The organism is Gammaproteobacteria bacterium (genome assembly GCA_015709695.1).
In the GTDB taxonomy this organism is placed as follows: domain Bacteria; phylum Pseudomonadota; class Gammaproteobacteria; order Steroidobacterales.
The window spans coordinates 2,664,960-2,679,883 of sequence record CP054183.1; the positions used below are offsets into that span (position 1 = coordinate 2,664,960).

The 14,924-nt window shown below is 67.5% G+C and carries 15 protein-coding genes; 7 read left to right on the forward strand and 8 right to left on the reverse strand.

Annotated features, from left to right (window positions below; genetic code table 11):
* Positions 1-49: 49 nt before the first annotated feature.
* Together HRU81_12350 and HRU81_12355 are read right to left on the reverse strand one after the other, a co-directional pair.
* On the reverse strand, positions 50-1,303 hold the full coding sequence (locus HRU81_12350; protein ID QOJ32839.1) for a S41 family peptidase: 1,254 nt from the start codon (positions 1,301-1,303) through the stop codon (positions 50-52).
* 93 nt (positions 1,304-1,396) lie between these two features.
* A complete protein-coding gene (locus HRU81_12355; protein ID QOJ32840.1) occupies positions 1,397-2,590 on the reverse strand; it encodes a peptidoglycan DD-metalloendopeptidase family protein in 1,194 nt (397 codons plus the stop codon).
* 123 nt (positions 2,591-2,713) lie between these two features.
* Between HRU81_12355 and HRU81_12360 the strand changes: the two genes are divergently transcribed.
* The 4 genes from HRU81_12360 to HRU81_12375 are packed head-to-tail and all read left to right on the forward strand — an operon-like array spanning position 2,714 to position 4,965.
* On the forward strand, positions 2,714-3,145 hold the full coding sequence (locus tag HRU81_12360; GenBank protein QOJ32841.1) for a rhodanese-like domain-containing protein: 432 nt from the start codon (positions 2,714-2,716) through the stop codon (positions 3,143-3,145).
* A gap of 9 nt (positions 3,146-3,154) precedes the next feature.
* On the forward strand, positions 3,155-3,424 hold the full coding sequence (gene grxC, locus HRU81_12365) for a glutaredoxin 3 (protein QOJ32842.1): 270 nt from the start codon (positions 3,155-3,157) through the stop codon (positions 3,422-3,424).
* 18 nt (positions 3,425-3,442) lie between these two features.
* Positions 3,443-3,919 (forward strand): protein-export chaperone SecB, encoded by a 477-nt coding sequence (gene secB, locus HRU81_12370; GenBank protein ID QOJ32843.1) that lies wholly within the window; start codon positions 3,443-3,445, stop codon positions 3,917-3,919.
* A 26-nt stretch (positions 3,920-3,945) separates the two neighbouring features.
* On the forward strand, positions 3,946-4,965 hold the full coding sequence (locus HRU81_12375; GenBank protein ID QOJ32844.1) for an NAD(P)-dependent glycerol-3-phosphate dehydrogenase: 1,020 nt from the start codon (positions 3,946-3,948) through the stop codon (positions 4,963-4,965).
* A gap of 11 nt (positions 4,966-4,976) precedes the next feature.
* Here HRU81_12375 and HRU81_12380 read toward each other — a convergent pair whose 3' ends face one another.
* Positions 4,977-5,441: a tRNA (cytidine(34)-2'-O)-methyltransferase gene (locus HRU81_12380; protein ID QOJ32845.1), complete on the reverse strand. Its 465-nt coding sequence runs from the start codon at positions 5,439-5,441 to the stop codon at positions 4,977-4,979.
* Between HRU81_12380 and HRU81_12385 the strand changes: the two genes are divergently transcribed.
* A complete protein-coding gene (locus HRU81_12385) occupies positions 5,441-6,418 on the forward strand; it encodes a dihydroorotate dehydrogenase (protein QOJ32846.1) in 978 nt (325 codons plus the stop codon). The two genes, HRU81_12380 and HRU81_12385, sit on opposite strands and share 1 nt — an antisense overlap.
* Here the strand turns inward: HRU81_12385 and HRU81_12390 are convergent.
* The 5 genes from HRU81_12390 to glnA all read right to left on the reverse strand — a co-directional run bounded on the left by HRU81_12390 (position 6,415) and on the right by glnA (position 11,589).
* Entirely contained in the window at positions 6,415-6,732 is a 318-nt protein-coding gene (locus HRU81_12390; protein ID QOJ32847.1) for an HPF/RaiA family ribosome-associated protein, read from the reverse strand. The genes HRU81_12385 and HRU81_12390 overlap by 4 nt on opposite strands.
* 305 nt (positions 6,733-7,037) lie before the next feature.
* The gene (gene ntrC / locus HRU81_12395) at positions 7,038-8,444 is read right to left on the reverse strand and encodes a nitrogen regulation protein NR(I) (GenBank protein QOJ32848.1); all 1,407 of its coding nucleotides are present in this window, start codon (positions 8,442-8,444) and stop codon (positions 7,038-7,040) included.
* Positions 8,441-9,520, reverse strand: a complete 1,080-nt coding sequence (locus tag HRU81_12400) for a PAS domain-containing protein (protein QOJ33401.1) — start codon at positions 9,518-9,520, stop codon at positions 8,441-8,443. The genes ntrC and HRU81_12400 overlap by 4 nt, the downstream gene beginning before the upstream one ends.
* Before the next feature lie 32 nt (positions 9,521-9,552).
* Complete coding sequence (locus HRU81_12405; GenBank protein ID QOJ32849.1) at positions 9,553-10,080, reverse strand: DUF4124 domain-containing protein; 528 nt, start codon at positions 10,078-10,080, stop codon at positions 9,553-9,555.
* 99 nt (positions 10,081-10,179) lie between these two features.
* Complete coding sequence (glnA, locus tag HRU81_12410; GenBank protein QOJ32850.1) at positions 10,180-11,589, reverse strand: glutamate--ammonia ligase; 1,410 nt, start codon at positions 11,587-11,589, stop codon at positions 10,180-10,182.
* Between the two features lie 283 nt (positions 11,590-11,872).
* Here glnA and glyQ point away from each other — a divergent pair, with 283 nt between their 5' ends.
* On the forward strand, positions 11,873-12,790 hold the full coding sequence (gene glyQ, locus HRU81_12415) for a glycine--tRNA ligase subunit alpha (protein ID QOJ32851.1): 918 nt from the start codon (positions 11,873-11,875) through the stop codon (positions 12,788-12,790).
* 27 nt (positions 12,791-12,817) lie between these two features.
* Positions 12,818-14,923: a glycine--tRNA ligase subunit beta gene (locus tag HRU81_12420; GenBank protein QOJ32852.1), complete on the forward strand. Its 2,106-nt coding sequence runs from the start codon at positions 12,818-12,820 to the stop codon at positions 14,921-14,923.
* Position 14,924 lies beyond the last annotated feature (1 nt).

Here is a 14,924-nt window from a genome sequence, read left to right on the forward strand (position 1 = left end):
TCCCGGTGGCGGACTGCTGCCGCCACCCTGCCCCGAGGGCAGGAAAGCCTTACCGGTCGTGGATGGTGCCAGTACCCTGCGGCCCTGTCCGCGACCCGCTTGGCAGATCGGCAGCGTTTGTCCTGCCACTCCTGAGATAGGCCAGCGCCTGGTCGATCGCCGGATCGGCCTGCGGCGGCTGGGCCGGAGCGCCCGCGCCCTCCAGCACCACATCGGGCGTGATGCCGTGCCCGTTGATGGATTCTCCGGAGGGCGTGAAATAGTGCGAGGTGGTCAGCTTCAGCGCCCGGCCTCCGGACAGTGGCATCACCGTCTGCACCGAGCCCTTGCCGAAGGTACGCACCCCCATGATCGTGGCACGATGGTTGTCGCGGAGCGCGCCGGCGACGATCTCCGAAGCGGAGGCCGAACCACCATTGACCAGCACCACGAGAGGCACGCCGGCCAGCAGGTCGCCGGCATGGGCCTCGTGGCGGAAGCTGGCGTCGCTGGCGCGGCCGCTGGCGGTGACGATCACGCCGCTGTCGAGGAAGTCATCGCTCACCTCCACGGCTGCATCCAGCACCCCACCCGGATTGTTGCGCAGGTCCAGCACCAGGCCGCGGAATGCGCTGCCGCGTCGCCTGCCGGTGAGTTCCGCCAGGGCCTTGCGCAGATCGGCGCCGGTGGTGCCGCTGAACTGGCTGATACGCACATAGGCGAAGCCCGGCTCCAGCATCCGCGAGCGGACGCTGTGCAGTTCGACATTGCCCCGCACCAGCTCGAAGGCCAGCAGCTGGGCCTCCCCGCTCCGTGACACGGTCAGGCTCACCTTCGTGCCTGCCGGCCCGCGCAGCCGGTTGATGGCATCGGTGATGTTGTCGTTGCTCACCACCAGGCCATCGATGCTGAGGATGACGTCACCGCTGCGGATGCCGGCCTGGTCCGCGGGCGTGCCTTCGATGGGCGATACCACCAGCACCTTGCCGTCGCGCATGTTCACCTCGAGCCCCACACCCGAATAGTTGCCGGTGGTGCTGATGCGCAAGTCCTCGTACTCGTCGGCATCGAGGAACTGCGAGTAGGGGTCGAGACTCGTGACCATGCCACGCACGGCGCTTTCCAGCAGCCGGTGGTCGTCGACCGGTTCCACGTAGTCGAGCTTGACGCGCTCGAGGACCTCGGTCAGCAGACGCACGTCGTCCCAGGGCAGCACGCCGCCCTGCGTATCGCGCCCGGCGAGCACGCTGCCGCCGGTGGCGACCGCGACGCCGGCGAGGAGTCCGAGGCCGAAGAGCAGGAAGCCACGGGTCCTGCCGGACATCAGCGGGCGCTATCCGGGACGGGTGGCATGCGCGCCACGATATCACAGGGCATCGCTGCGCATGGCCAGTGGCGGCGCACCCGCGCCAGCCTGCTAGCGCACCCAGTCCTTCGGATCGATGGGCTTGCCGTTGCGGCGTACCTCGAAATAGAGCCCGGAGCGGTTCTCCCCGCCACTGTCACCGACACGGGAGATCACCTCGCCCTGCGCGACCGTGTCGCCGACGGACTTCAGCAGGTCCTGGTTGTGGCCATAGAGACTCATGTAGCCCTTGCCGTGGTCCACCACCAGCAGCAACCCCATGCCAGGCAGCCAGTCGGCATAGGCAACGCGGCCGCCGCGTACCGCCCGGACCTCGGCACCGGCTGGTGCCTCGAGCATCATGCCGTCCCAGCGTAGCATGCCATCGGCGCGCGGCTGGCCGTAGCGCGATATGGCGCGTCCCCGCAACGGCAGGTCCTTGACCTGCACTGCCGGTCCCGGGGCCGGTGCAGGTGCGGTGCGTCGTGCGGTGCTGGCACGGCTTTCACGCTCCAGCCGTGCCATGAGGGCAGCAAGTCCCCTGGCCTCCTCGCGCAGGCGGCCGAGCTTCGCTTGCCGGCTATCCAGGCTGCGCTCCAGCGTCTGCAGCGACTTCGCGCGCACCTGCCGCGCAGCCGCCAGCTCGCGCACGCGGGCCGACTGGCGATCACCGAGATCCGCCAGTTCGGCGAGCTGGGCGTCGAGTTCGGCGGCAGCGGCGGCCAGCCGTGCCAGCTCCTGCTCCACGTCCTGCAGCAGCTTGCCGCGCTGGCGGGTGATGTAGCCGTAATAGACGACGCGACGTGACAGCGCGACCGGGTCCTGCTGCGTGAGCGCCACCCGCAACCATTCTTCGCGTCCGGTGGCGTAGGCCAGCCGCAGTTGCGAGCCCAGCGCCGCGCGATGCCGGGCGAGATCCGCCTCGGCATCAGCCATGTCTGCGCGGATCCCGCGCTCCCGCTCCCGCCCCTCGGCCAGCTTGCGGCGAATCCCCTGCAGGGCGCTGCGCGCGTCCGCTTCCACGAGCTCGGCGTCCTTCAGCGCCTTGCCTGCCGTGGGCTTCCCGGCCGCTGCCCGGGAGATCTCCGTCTCCAGATTGCGGATGCGCTCCTGGATGGCATCGAGTTCCCGTGCGGTTTCCGCCTTCCTGGCTGACGTACCGGCTGCGCCGGCGACGCCGGCGAGCAGTGCCATGGCGGCCAGGACGACGAGGGCCGGGGCAAGGCCCGCAGCCTGGCGGGGCGGTCGCGTGGCGGATGCTGTCATGAGGCCGCGGAATGGAGGAGTGACCGGTGAATGGCGGATTCTGTCACAGGGCTGCCGCGGCCGGGCAGCAGCGCGCGGCGAGCGGGTATAATCCGCCGCCACTGCACGAGGCACCGCGAGTACATGGCCCGATTCATCGAGTTCTGCCTGCGCCACCCGCTTCTCGTCGGGGGTACGCTCATGGCGCTCGTCGCTGCGATCGCAAACGAGATCCGGCTGCGCGGTCGGGCCGGCCTCGCGGTGCCGCCGTCACGGGCGGTGATGCTGATCAACCAGGGCGCCACCGTGGTGGATGTGCGCGAGAAGGACAGTTTCGCCGGTGGGCATATCGTCGATGCCATCAACCTTGCTGCGGGCGACCTCGTGGCCGGCGCGGAATCCCGCCTGAAGAAGAAGCGGCCAGTCATCCTCGTCTGCGACAGCGGCGCTCAGAGCGTCCGGCTCGTCGGCGGCCTGCGCAAGGCAGGATTCGAGAGCACCTGGGCGCTGGACGGCGGCCTGACTGCCTGGCGTCGGGACAACCTGCCCGTGGTGAGCGGGCGGCCGCGCAGCTGAGGAAGCCCCGTGAACCACGCAGCGGAAGTCGTGATCTACACCAAGCCGACCTGTCCCTACTGCGCGGCCGCCAAGGCCCTGCTCAAGGGCAAGGGCGTGTCGTACCGGGAGATCGACATCGCCGGCGACGATGGCCGTCGGGAGGAGATGATCGCGCGCAGCGGCCGGCGGACCGTACCGCAGGTCTTCATCGGCAGCCGCCATGTCGGCGGTTTCGATGACCTCTCCGCACTGGACCAGCAGGGCGGGCTCGACCCGCTGCTGGGCATCAGCCGATGATCGGCAAGTGGATCTGCCATGAGCGCTGAGAACACCTCCGGCAACGGTGCCGCGGACACCCGTCCGCCCGGCCCGGTCTTCGAACTGCGCCTGGTCTTCCTGCGGGATCTCTCCTTCGAATCCCCGCATGTCCCCGGCGTGCTGTTCGGGCACGAGCAGCCCGAACTGACGTTCAGTGTCGAGAGCGGTCATCGGCTGCGCGAGAAGGACCTGTTCGAGGTCTCCCTGGACGTCACCGTGCATGCCACGGCAGGCGACAAGTCCCTGTTCATCATCGAAGTGAAGCAGGGAGGGTTGTTCGAGATCCGCGGATACCCGTCGGAGGAAACCATGGCCCTCTTGCGGACCCGTGCGCCGGAGGCGCTCTATCCCTATGCACGGGAGCTGATTGCCTCGCTGGTGAGCCGCGGCGGCTTTCCCCGCCTGCAGCTGCGACCGATCAACTTCGAAGCACACTACGCCGAGGCACAGCGCACCGGCGTCGCATCGGCCTGAAGCACCCGCACGCACGGCGCAGCTCCGTGAGCCAGGCACCACCACCCGACTCCATCGCCGTGCTGGGCGCCGGCTCCTGGGGCACCGCCCTGGCAGTACAACTGGCGAAGGTCAACGGCGCCACCAGCCTCTGGGGACGCGATGCGCCGGCCCTGCGGGAGATGGCTGCCGGGCGCGTCAACCGGCGTTACCTGCCTACGGCAAGGTTGCCCGACAACCTGACGGTCGAGCCCGACCTCGAACGCGCGGTGCGCCGGCATCGGGACTTGCTGGTCTGCGTGCCGAGCCAGGCGTTCCGTACCCTCGTCGCAGCCATCGCCCCGTGCCTCGCGCCGACCAGCCGCGTCGCCTGGGCGAGCAAGGGCTTCGAGCAGGCCAGCGGCAAGCTGCCTCACGAGGTGGCACGCGAGCTGCTGGGCCCGGACCGGCCGCTGGCCGTGCTGTCGGGGCCGACGTTCGCGCGCGAAGTGGCAGCCGGCCTGCCCACTGCGCTGACGGTGGCTGCCTCGGATCCGGCATTCGCCGACGATCTTGCCTTGCGCATCTCGGACCAGCGCTTTCGTGCCTACACCTCCAGCGACATGACTGGCGTCGAGGTCGGCGGCGCGGTGAAGAATGTCCTCGCAATCGGCGCGGGCATTTCCGACGGCCTCGGGTTCGGAGCCAACGCCCGCATGGCATTGATCAATCGCGGCCTGGCCGAGATGACCCGCCTCGGCGTGGCGCTGGGGGCGCGGGCCGAAACCTTCATGGGGCTATCCGGCATGGGCGACCTGGTGCTGACCTGCACCGACGACCAGTCGCGCAATCGCCGTGCCGGCCTGCTGATTGCCGCCGGCAGGAGCAGCAGCGGCGCAGCAGCGGAAATCGGCTTCGTCTGCGAGGGCATCATCGCCGCCCGGGCCGTCCGCGAGGTTGCCCGCCACCGCGGCGTGGACATGCCCATCTGCGAACAGGTCTACCGCATCCTCTACGAGGGTGTCGCGCCTGGCGAGGCCGTGGCGGCCCTGATGAGCCGTGCGCTGAAGCCCGAATCGGCGGCCTGAGGGCCAGCGCTTCAGCCACCGCCCGGAAAGCCGAGCTGGCGCCAGGCCTCGTACACCACGACGGCTGCCGCATTCGACAGGTTCAGGCTGCGGCTGCCCGGCTTCATCGGTATCCGCAGCACCCGCTCGCGCGGCACTGTCGAGAGGATCTCGCCGGGCAGGCCCGCGGTCTCGGGTCCCAGCAGGAACACATCACCCGGCGCGAAGACCACCGCGGCATGGGACATCCGCCCGCGCGTCGACACCGCGAACAGCCGCTGCCCCGCGAGGCCAGCCAAGCAGCTGGCCAGATCGGGGTGCACGGTCACGCTGGCCATATCGTGATAATCGAGGCCAGCACGACGCAGATAGCGATCCTCCAGCGTGAATCCCAGTGGCTCGACCAGGTGCAGGCGCGTCCCCGTGTTGGCACACAGGCGTATGATGTTGCCGGTATTTGGCGGGATTTCCGGCTGAAAAAGCACAAGGTCGAACATTGACTGCACCAGGCAATACCGTCGCCGATCCGCGGCTCGCAACCGGCTTCTGCGGCATGACGCTCGCATCGCCCATCGTGCTGCTGTCAGGCTGCGTGGGCTTCGGCGAAGAGTACACGCGCATCGCGGGATTCTCGAACCGCGATGTCGGCGCCATCGTCCTCAAGGGCACAACGCTGAACCCGCGCCTGGGCAACGCCCCGCACCGGGTCTGGGAGACGCCTTCCGGGATGCTCAATTCCATCGGCTTGCAGAACCCGGGCGTGGACGCCGTGGTGAGCCGTATCCTGCCGACGCTGGACCGGAGCGAAACCCGCTTCATCGCCAACGCCTGCGGCTCCACCATCGAGGAGTACGTAGCCGTCTGCCGACGCTTCGACGACTCGCCCATCGATGCGATCGAGATCAATATCTCCTGCCCGAACGTCAAGGAGGGCGGTGCCTCCTTCGGCAACTATCCGGATGCCTCGGCACAGGTGGTGGCAGCCTGCCGGAAAGCGACGAAGAAGCCATTGATCGCCAAGCTCTCGCCAAACCAGACGGATATCCAGGAGAACGCCCGCCGCTGCATCGAGGCCGGCGCCGACGCGCTCGCCGTGATCAACACCCTCATGGGCATGGCAGTGGATGTCGAGACCCGGCGGCCGGTGCTGGGCAACATCCAGGGCGGCCTCTCGGGGCCGGCGATCCGCCCCATCGCGGTATTGAAGACCTGGCAGGTATACCAGCAGGCCCGCAAGCACGGCATACCGATCATCGGCCAGGGCGGTATCGTCACCGCGAGGGATGCGCTGGAGTTCATCATCGCCGGGGCGACGGCCATCGGCGTGGGAACCGCGCTGTTCTACGATCCGCTGGTCTGCCGGAAGATCAATGCCGGCCTGGCCGAGTACCTCACGCGAATGCAGATGTCAGGGCTGGCGCAACTGGTTGGCAGCCTCGACGCGACCGCTCCCGCTGCCGGCAACGTCTGCTAGCCCACTGGCCGTCGTGACCTGAGCGGCTTCGAGCGGCGCCGCTGCACCGTCTGCTTGACGGCACGTTCCACCCGCGCCAGTGCATCGTCCATCGCCGCCTGCAGCGAGTCGCTGTCGGATTCGATGATGACGCTCGGAAAATCAGCCAGGGTCACCTTGATCACGCAGCGCTGGTCGATTCCCCCACGCGGGCCGTTGATGTCCCCGATCCGTACGCTCACCCGCTGGATGGCGCGTGAGAACTTGCCGAGCTTGCGGCCAAGCTTGCGTCGCAGGTAGTCCTTGTCCGCCTGATCGGCGGCGGCGCCTGTCACACGAATATGGGCGGGTATTCCGGCGGGTGCCTCCTGGCGCCCCGCCAACTTCGTGGTCCTGGACGAGGCTGCGCCGAGCGGTGCACGCTTCTCGCTGTCCGGTGTCCGTACCCGCGCGCGACCCAATTTGGGCGTATTGCGTCCCTTGACCGGTGACGGGCGGCTCCTGCTCCGGCCTGTGGTGGTGCTCCGGCGGCTCATGGATTCCTCTGCCTGCGTGAGGGGCCTGCCATGATGGCTGGACGGCTGGCAATTGCAAGATGGCGACAGACCGCCTGGCCAGACATGCAGCGCCGCACGTGCGGCTATGAATCGAGCTGCAGCTCCTGGATCTTGCGTGCCAGCGTGTTGCGACCCCAGCCGAGCAGCCGCGCCGCTTCCTGCCGGTGCCCATGGGCGCGAGCCAGGGCGGTACGGATCAGGGCCTTCTCGAACTCCGGCAGCGCACTTTCCAGAAGGGGCCCCGCAGCGCCGCTGTCGAGCTGCCGCTCGGCCCAGCGCATCAGGCTCGCTGACCACTCCGGCGTGCCGGAGGGCCGCTGGCTGCTGCCGCCGAGGTCTGCGGGCACATCAGCCACCTGGATTTCCGGACCCGGTGCGGTCACGGTCAGGCGCCGGCAGGCATTGACCAGCTGGCGCACGTTTCCCGGCCAGTCGAAGCCCTGGAGCAGCGCCAGCGCATCGGCCGCCATGGCCTTCGGCTCGGTTCCGAGTTCGCGGGCTGCTTCGCGCAGGTAATGCCCGACCAGCAGCGGAATGTCATCACGGCGCTCGCGCAATGGCGGCGTGGCAATGTGGATCACGTTGAGCCGATGAAACAGGTCCTCGCGAAAGCGGCCTTCGCGCACCGCCACGTTCAGGTCCTGATTGGTGGCGGCGATGACGCGCACGTCAACGCGCAATGGCTGTTGCCCACCGACACGATAGAACTCCCCCTCCGCCAGAACGCGGAGCAGCCGTGTCTGCAGCGCGGGGGACATGTCGCCGATCTCGTCGAGGAACAGCGTGCCGGTGTGGGCCTGCTCGAAGCGGCCGATGCGACGCGCGTCGGCGCCGGTGAAGGCACCACGCTCGTGGCCGAACAGCTCGGACTCCAGCAGCTCCGAAGCGATCGCCGTCGTATTCAGCGCCACGAAGGGCCTGGCCGAGCGCGGGCTGTGCTGGTGCAGCGCCCGCGCCACCAGTTCCTTGCCGGTGCCCGACTCGCCGGTGATGAGCACGTTCATGCTGGAGCGTGACAGGCGGCCGATGGTCCGGAATACCTCCTGCATGGCCGGGGCCTTGCCGATCATCTGGGGCATGACGGGGCCTTCGGCCGACTCGGTCAACGCGGCATGGTTGACCGAGCGTGCCGCGCGCCAGACGAGGCTCACGGCTTCGTCCACGTCGAACGGCTTGGGCAGGTACTCGAAGGCGCCGCCCCGGTAGGCCGCCACCGCGCTGTCCAGGTCCGTGTGGGCGGTAATGACGATCACCGGCAGCGAGAGCCCGCTCGCGTCCAGGCGGCGCATCAGGTCCATGCCGTCCACACCCGGCATGCGCACGTCCGTGACGACCACGTCCGGCCGCGCCTCACCGAGGGCCGCAAAGAATTCCTCGGCCCGCTCGAAGCTCCGGGTGCTGATACCCGCCGCCTTCAGCGCCTTGTCCAGCACCCAGCGCACCGCATCGTCATCGTCGACGACCCAGACATCGAGCGGTGCGCCGCTCATGTGCTGCCACTCCCGGAGGCTGGCTGCGCTTCCATGGACTCCACTGGCAGGCGCAGCATGAACACCGTCTCGCCCGGCTGCGAGCGGTATTCGATGAGGCCGCCGTGGCGGCTGAGGATCTCCTGCGCCAGCGGCAGGCCAAGGCCGGTGCCGTCGCTGCGGCCGGAGACCAGCGGATAGAAGATCGAGTCCCCCAGTTCCGGGTCGACTCCAGGCCCATCGTCCTCGATCTCGATGTTCGCCACCAGCTTGTGCCGCTGGTCGCCGATCACCCAGTTGGTCAGCGCACGGCTGCGAATGGTGATGCGCCCGGACTGGCCGACCGCCTGGGCGGCATTGCGCACGATGTTGAGCATCGCCTGCACCATCTGGTCGCGGTCGACCGGTATGGGCGGCAGGCTGGGATCGTAGTCGCGCAGCAGTTTCACACCAGGCGGCACCTCGCTGGCCACGAGGGTCCGGACCCGCTCGAGGACCTCGTGGATATTCACGGGCTCGCGCCGCAGGCGACGCGCCGGACCGAGCAGACTGTCGGTCAGCGCAGCAAGGCGATCTGCCTCACCGATGATGACCCGCGTGTACTCGCGCAGTTCCGGGGTGGGCAACTCGCGCTCCAGGAGCTGTGCGGCGCCGCGCAGGCCGCCAAGCGGGTTGCGGATCTCGTGGGCAAGCTGGTGGATGACACGCCGGCTGGCGTCGTGCTGGCTGATCAGTGCCTTCTCGCGGTCGATATGCCGCCATTGTGTGGCATCGATGAGCTCGATGACGATGACGAGGCCGTGATCGGTCCGCAGCGGCGTGGCGCGTGCCGTGACCTGCATGGCCTCGCCCTGCCGGTAGACAGGATGCAGCGCGAATTCATGGCCGTAACTCTGGCCGGTGGCTGCCGCGCGACCGATCAGCGGGGCGAGCGGCGCCAGCTCCGGTTGCAGCGACGGCAAGTGGCGTTCGCGGGCCTGGTTCGCGCTGACGCCGAGCAGCGATTCGGCGGCCGCATTGAGCTGGCAGACATGGCCATCCGCGGTCACCACGGCCACCGCCGTGGTGAGGCCGTCGAGGATGAGCGAAGCAGGCAGGCTGCTGGTGGCTGCCGTGTCAGCAATCCTGGTCAGGGAGTCGCGATGGAAGTCTGGCGAACGACGAATGTCGTCGGCTCGCTCTCCCCAAGCACTGCCTCGTTCTTGCCGATCACCTCGGCTTTCAGCGTGTGCACTCCGCGGTACACGTCCTGGAGCTGCGTCTCCGTACTCCCCTCCGGAAGATCCTGGGCCACGCCGTCCAGGTACAGGCGCAGGTGATTGCCCGGCTGAAGCTCGGGGCTCACCCGCATCGATACGCGGACCTGGCCTGCGATGTTCCAAAGTACCTCCTGCTGTGCCGGGCTGACGATCTCCAGCAATTCATACCGTGGCTTGGTGGCCGCCGCAGCCGGCGCCGCTGCCTGCTTGCCAGTGGCGCCGGTCCCGCTGCTGCTGCCCGTGCCCGCCTTCGGCGTCGAGAAGCCCGGTGCATCCGTGATGCGCAGCTTTTCCGCGCCGGGCTGCCACTGGTCCGAGTAGTGGGCCTGGCCCGATGAATCGACCCACCGGTAGACATCGGTTGCACCGGCAGGCAGGGCCAGCAGGAGCGCGAGCAAGAGCACGATTCGCATGCCCCAAGCATACCCTCCCGGTGCCTGGCGGGGCCAGCGCGCCGCGGGCCTTAAGTCAAGACCCGCGGCGCGGCGCCATGACACCTACAGGCTGTAGTACAACTCGAACTCAACCGGATGCGTGGTCATGCGCACCTTGGTGACGTCCTGCATCTTCAGGTCGATGTAGGCATCGATCATGTCGGCGGAGAACACGTCGCCGGCCATGAGGAAGCCACGGTCCTTGTCGAGTTCATTGAGGGCCTGCTCGAGGGAGAAAGCCACCTGCGGGATCTTCTTCTCCTCCTCCGGCGGCAGGTCGTAGAGGTCCTTGTCCATGGCCTCGCCCGGATTGATCTTGTTCTTGATGCCGTCGAGACCCGCCATCATCATCGCCGAGAAGGCCAGGTACGGATTGGCCGTGCTGTCAGGAAAGCGCACTTCGATGCGCCGGCCCTTCGGGCTGGAGATGGGGATGCGGATCGAGGCGGAACGGTTGCGCGCGGAATAGGCCAGCATCACCGGCGCCTCGAAATGCGGCACCAGGCGCTTGTAGCTGTTGGTGCTGGGGTTCGTGAAGGCGTTGAGGGCCCGGGCGTGCTTGAGGATGCCGCCTATGTAATAGAGGGCCAGCTCCGACAGGCCGCCATAGCGGTCGCCCGTGAACAGGTTCTTGCCGCCCTTGGCGAGGGACTGGTGGACATGCATGCCGCTGCCATTGTCGCCAACCAGCGGTTTCGGCATGAACGTCACGGTCTTGCCGTAGCTGTGCGCGACGTTCTGCAGGACGTACTTCAGGACCTGCACTTCGTCACCCTTCTGCACGAGGTGCCCGAACTGCACGCCGATCTCGCACTGCCCGGCGGTCGCCACCTCATGGTGGTGGACCTCCACGCTGATTCCCATCTGCTCCAGCGCCAGACACATGGCGGAACGGATGTCGTGCAGCGAGTCAACCGGCGGCACGGGAAAGTAGCCGCCCTTCACGCCCGGACGATGGCCGATGTTGCCGCCATCCTTCTCGGCACGATTGGAATTCCACGACGCCTCGGCGGAATCGACCGAGTAGAAGCCGCTGTTGATGGTCGAGCCATAGCGGACGTCGTCGAAGATGAAGAACTCGTTCTCCGGCCCGAAGAACGCCTGGTCGGCAATGCCGGTGGACTTGAGGTAGGCCTCGGCGCGCTGGGCCAGCGTGCGCGGACAGCGCGAGTAGCCCTGCATCGTCGAGGGTTCGAGCACATCGCAGCTGATGTTGATGGTCGCATCCTCGCTGAAGACGTCGAGGCGGGCCGTGCCGGGATCAGGCATCAGTACCATGTCCGACTCGTTGATGCCCTTCCAGCCGGCGATCGATGAGCCGTCGAACATCTTGCCGTCCTCGAACAGCGACTCATCGGCCAGCCTGGCCGGAATGGTCACGTGCTGTTCCTTGCCGCGGGTGTCGGTGAACCGCAGGTCGACGAATTTGGCTTCCTTTTCCTTGATGAGATTCAGTACGTCAGCGGGCGTCATTGCACATCCTCCAGATGTCCAGATATTCGGGGTTCGATGACCAGCGGTAATCGGCCGCAGCGTCAATGCATGCGGCGTGCCAGAAACGGTGCGACTATAAGAGATTGATTAGACGTGAAATTTGTATCTTCTGCTCATCCAGCATGCACCATCATGGTGCGCACTGGCACTTGACTGCACCAATGTAGCGCATGCGGGCCAACCGTGACCATTTCGGCGGCCGGGCAGAGGCCGGGACAAAGAACGTTATACTTCCGCGCCTGATTTTTCATGGGTTTCACGCGTGACCGCCAGCCGCCCGCCAGCGACCTTCCAGGACCTCATTTTGGCACTGCAGCATTATTGGGCCGGCCAGGGCTGCGTTCTCCTGCAGCCTTACGACATGCCGATGGGCGCGGGCACCTTCCACTCGGCCACCTTCCTGCGCGCCATCGGGCCCGAGCCCTGGAGTGCGGCGTACGTGCAGCCCAGCCGCCGGCCAACCGACGGTCGCTATGGCGAGAACCCGAACCGGCTGCAGCACTACTACCAGTTCCAGGTGATCCTCAAGCCGTCGCCCGACAACATCCAGGACCTGTACCTGGATTCGCTGCGCTCGCTGGGCATCGATCCGCTGGTGCACGATATCCGTTTCGTCGAGGACAACTGGGAATCACCGACACTCGGCGCCTGGGGACTGGGTTGGGAGGTGTGGCTGAATGGCATGGAAGTCACGCAGTTCACGTACTTCCAGCAGGTCGGCGGCCTCGACTGCCGTCCGGTCAGCGGCGAGATCACCTACGGCCTCGAACGGATTGCCATGTACCTGCAGGACGCCGAGAGTGTCTACGACCTGACCTGGACCGATGGTCCGTTCGGGCGCGTCAGCTACGGCGATGTGTTCCACCAGAACGAGGTGGAAATGTCCCGCTACAATTTCGAGTGTGCAGACACCGGGGTGCTTTTTGCACGCTTCGATGACGCCGAGCGCCAATGCAAGGCGTTGATCGGCAACCAGCTCACCCTGCCGGCCTACGAGCAGGTGCTCGAAGCTTCCCACAGTTTCAACCTGCTCGACGCCCGCCAGGCCATCTCCGTGAGTGAGCGTCAGCGCTACATCCTGCGTGTTCGTGAACTGGCGCGACTGGTTGCACAGGCCTACTACGACAGCCGGGCGTCGCTCGGTTTCCCGATGGGTAATGCGGCCCGGCCGGCTGCCTGATCCCGTTTCCGACCGGAGTTGTCCCCGATGCCGGCGCACGCCGACTTCCTCGTCGAGATTGGCACCGAAGAGCTGCCGCCCAAGGCACTGCGCGACCTCGAACTCGCTTTCCGCGACGGTGTCGTCAGCCGGCTGAACGCCGCAAACCTGGGCGGCGCCGAGGCCCGTTCGTTCGCGACACCACGTCGCCTCGCCGTGCTGGTCCCCGACCTTGCGGTGGAACAGGCGGCGCAACGGGTCGAGAAGCGCGGACCGCCGCTGAAAGTGGCCTTCGATGCCGCAGGCCAGCCCACCCGCGCCGCCCTGGCCTTCGCGCAAACCTGCGCCGTGGAGGTCGATGCGCTGGAAAAGCTGGAAACACCAGCCGGATCCTGGCTGGTTTTCCGCGGCGAATCTGCCGGCAAGGCTGCTGCCGACATCCTGCCAGGACTCGTCGCCGAGGCGCTGGCTGGCTTGCCGGTGCCGCGCCGCATGCGCTGGGGCAACCGTGAGGTCGAGTTCGTCCGGCCGGTCCACTGGCTGGTGATGCTGCTCGGCGAGGCCGTGGTACCGGCGGAGATCCTCGGCCTGCAGGCGGGCAGGCACACCCGTGGCCATCGCTTCATGTCGACCGGTGCCATCGAGCTGCGCAGCCCGGCGGATTACCCATCCGCCTTGCGCGGTGCCGGTTGCGTCATCGCCGACTTCATCGAACGGCGCGGCATGGTGCGTGAACTCGCCATGTCGGCTGGCCGGCAGCTCGGCGGCGAGGCCGTGACGGAGGACGCGGTCCTCGATGAAGTCACCTCGCTTGTCGAATGGCCGGTCGCCGTCACGGGCCGCTTCGATCCGGCTTACCTGGACCTCCCCGAAGAGGTGTTGATGGCCACCCTGCAGGGTCACCAGCGCTACTTCCCGATGCGGGGCGCCGATGGCAGGCTGCTCCCGAACTTCATCACCATCAGCAACCTGCGCAGCAGCGATCCTGCCCAGGTACAACTCGGCAACGAACGCGTGGTGAAACCCCGCCTGGCCGACGCGTCGTTCTTCTGGACGCAGGACCTGCGCAAGCCTCTTGCCGAGCGCGCGCCCGCCCTCGCCGACATCGTCTTCCAGCGTGGCCTCGGCAGCCTGAAGGACAAATCGTCCCGCATGGCGGCTCTCGGCGTGCAGATTGCCGGCCGCCTTGGCGCCGCACCGGATGCGGTGGAGCGGGCGGCATTTCTCGCCAAGGCCGATCTGCTCACGGACATGGTGAAGGAATTCCCCGAACTGCAGGGCCGGATGGGCTACTACTACGCCCTGCGCAATGGCGAGCCCGATGCCGTCGCGATGGCCATCGAAGAGCAGTACCTGCCACGACATGCCGGTGACCGGCTGGCCACCACCGGTCCCGGCCGCTGCCTGGCCCTCGCCGAGCGGCTCGACACACTCGCCGGCGCCTTCGCCCTCGGCAAGCGGCCGAGCGGCAACAAGGATCCCTTCGGCCTGCGGCGTGCAGCGCTTGGCCTGGTCCGGACCCTGATCGAGGGCGGCATCGAGCTGCCGTTGCCGGAATTCATCGCCAGCGCGCTGGCCTTGCAGCCGGCGAAAGCCGCCGACCCCCGGAGCATTGGCCAGGACCTCTACGATTTCATCATCGAACGCTTGCGCGCCTGGTACCTCGAAGGACAGGCACCGGGGATCCGTGCCGGCCAGGTGACGGCGGAGATGTTCGAGGCCGTGCGGCTGCGTGCTCCCGCATCGCCGCTGGACTTCCACGCGAGGCTGCTCGCCGTGCGCTCCTTCATGGAGATGGACGAGGCGCCCGGGCTCGCCATCGCCAACAAGCGTATCGCCAACATCCTCAGGACGGCCACGGGCGTCGATCCCGCGTTGGTGGATCCCGCCTTGTTCGAAACCACCGAGGAGCGGCAGCTGCATGCCGCCCTCGAAGCGCTGTTGCCGGTGCACCAGGCGGGCCTCGTGGACCGCCGTTACGGCGAGGTGCTGCAGCGCCTGGCAGGGCTGCGCGATCCGCTGGACGCCTTCTTCTCCGCCGTCATGGTGATGAGCGAGGATGCGGCCCTGCGCCAGAACCGGCTGGCGCTGCTGCAGGATCTGCGTCAGCTGTTCCTGGACGTGGCTGATCTGTCCTGTCTCAACGTTGCCTGAA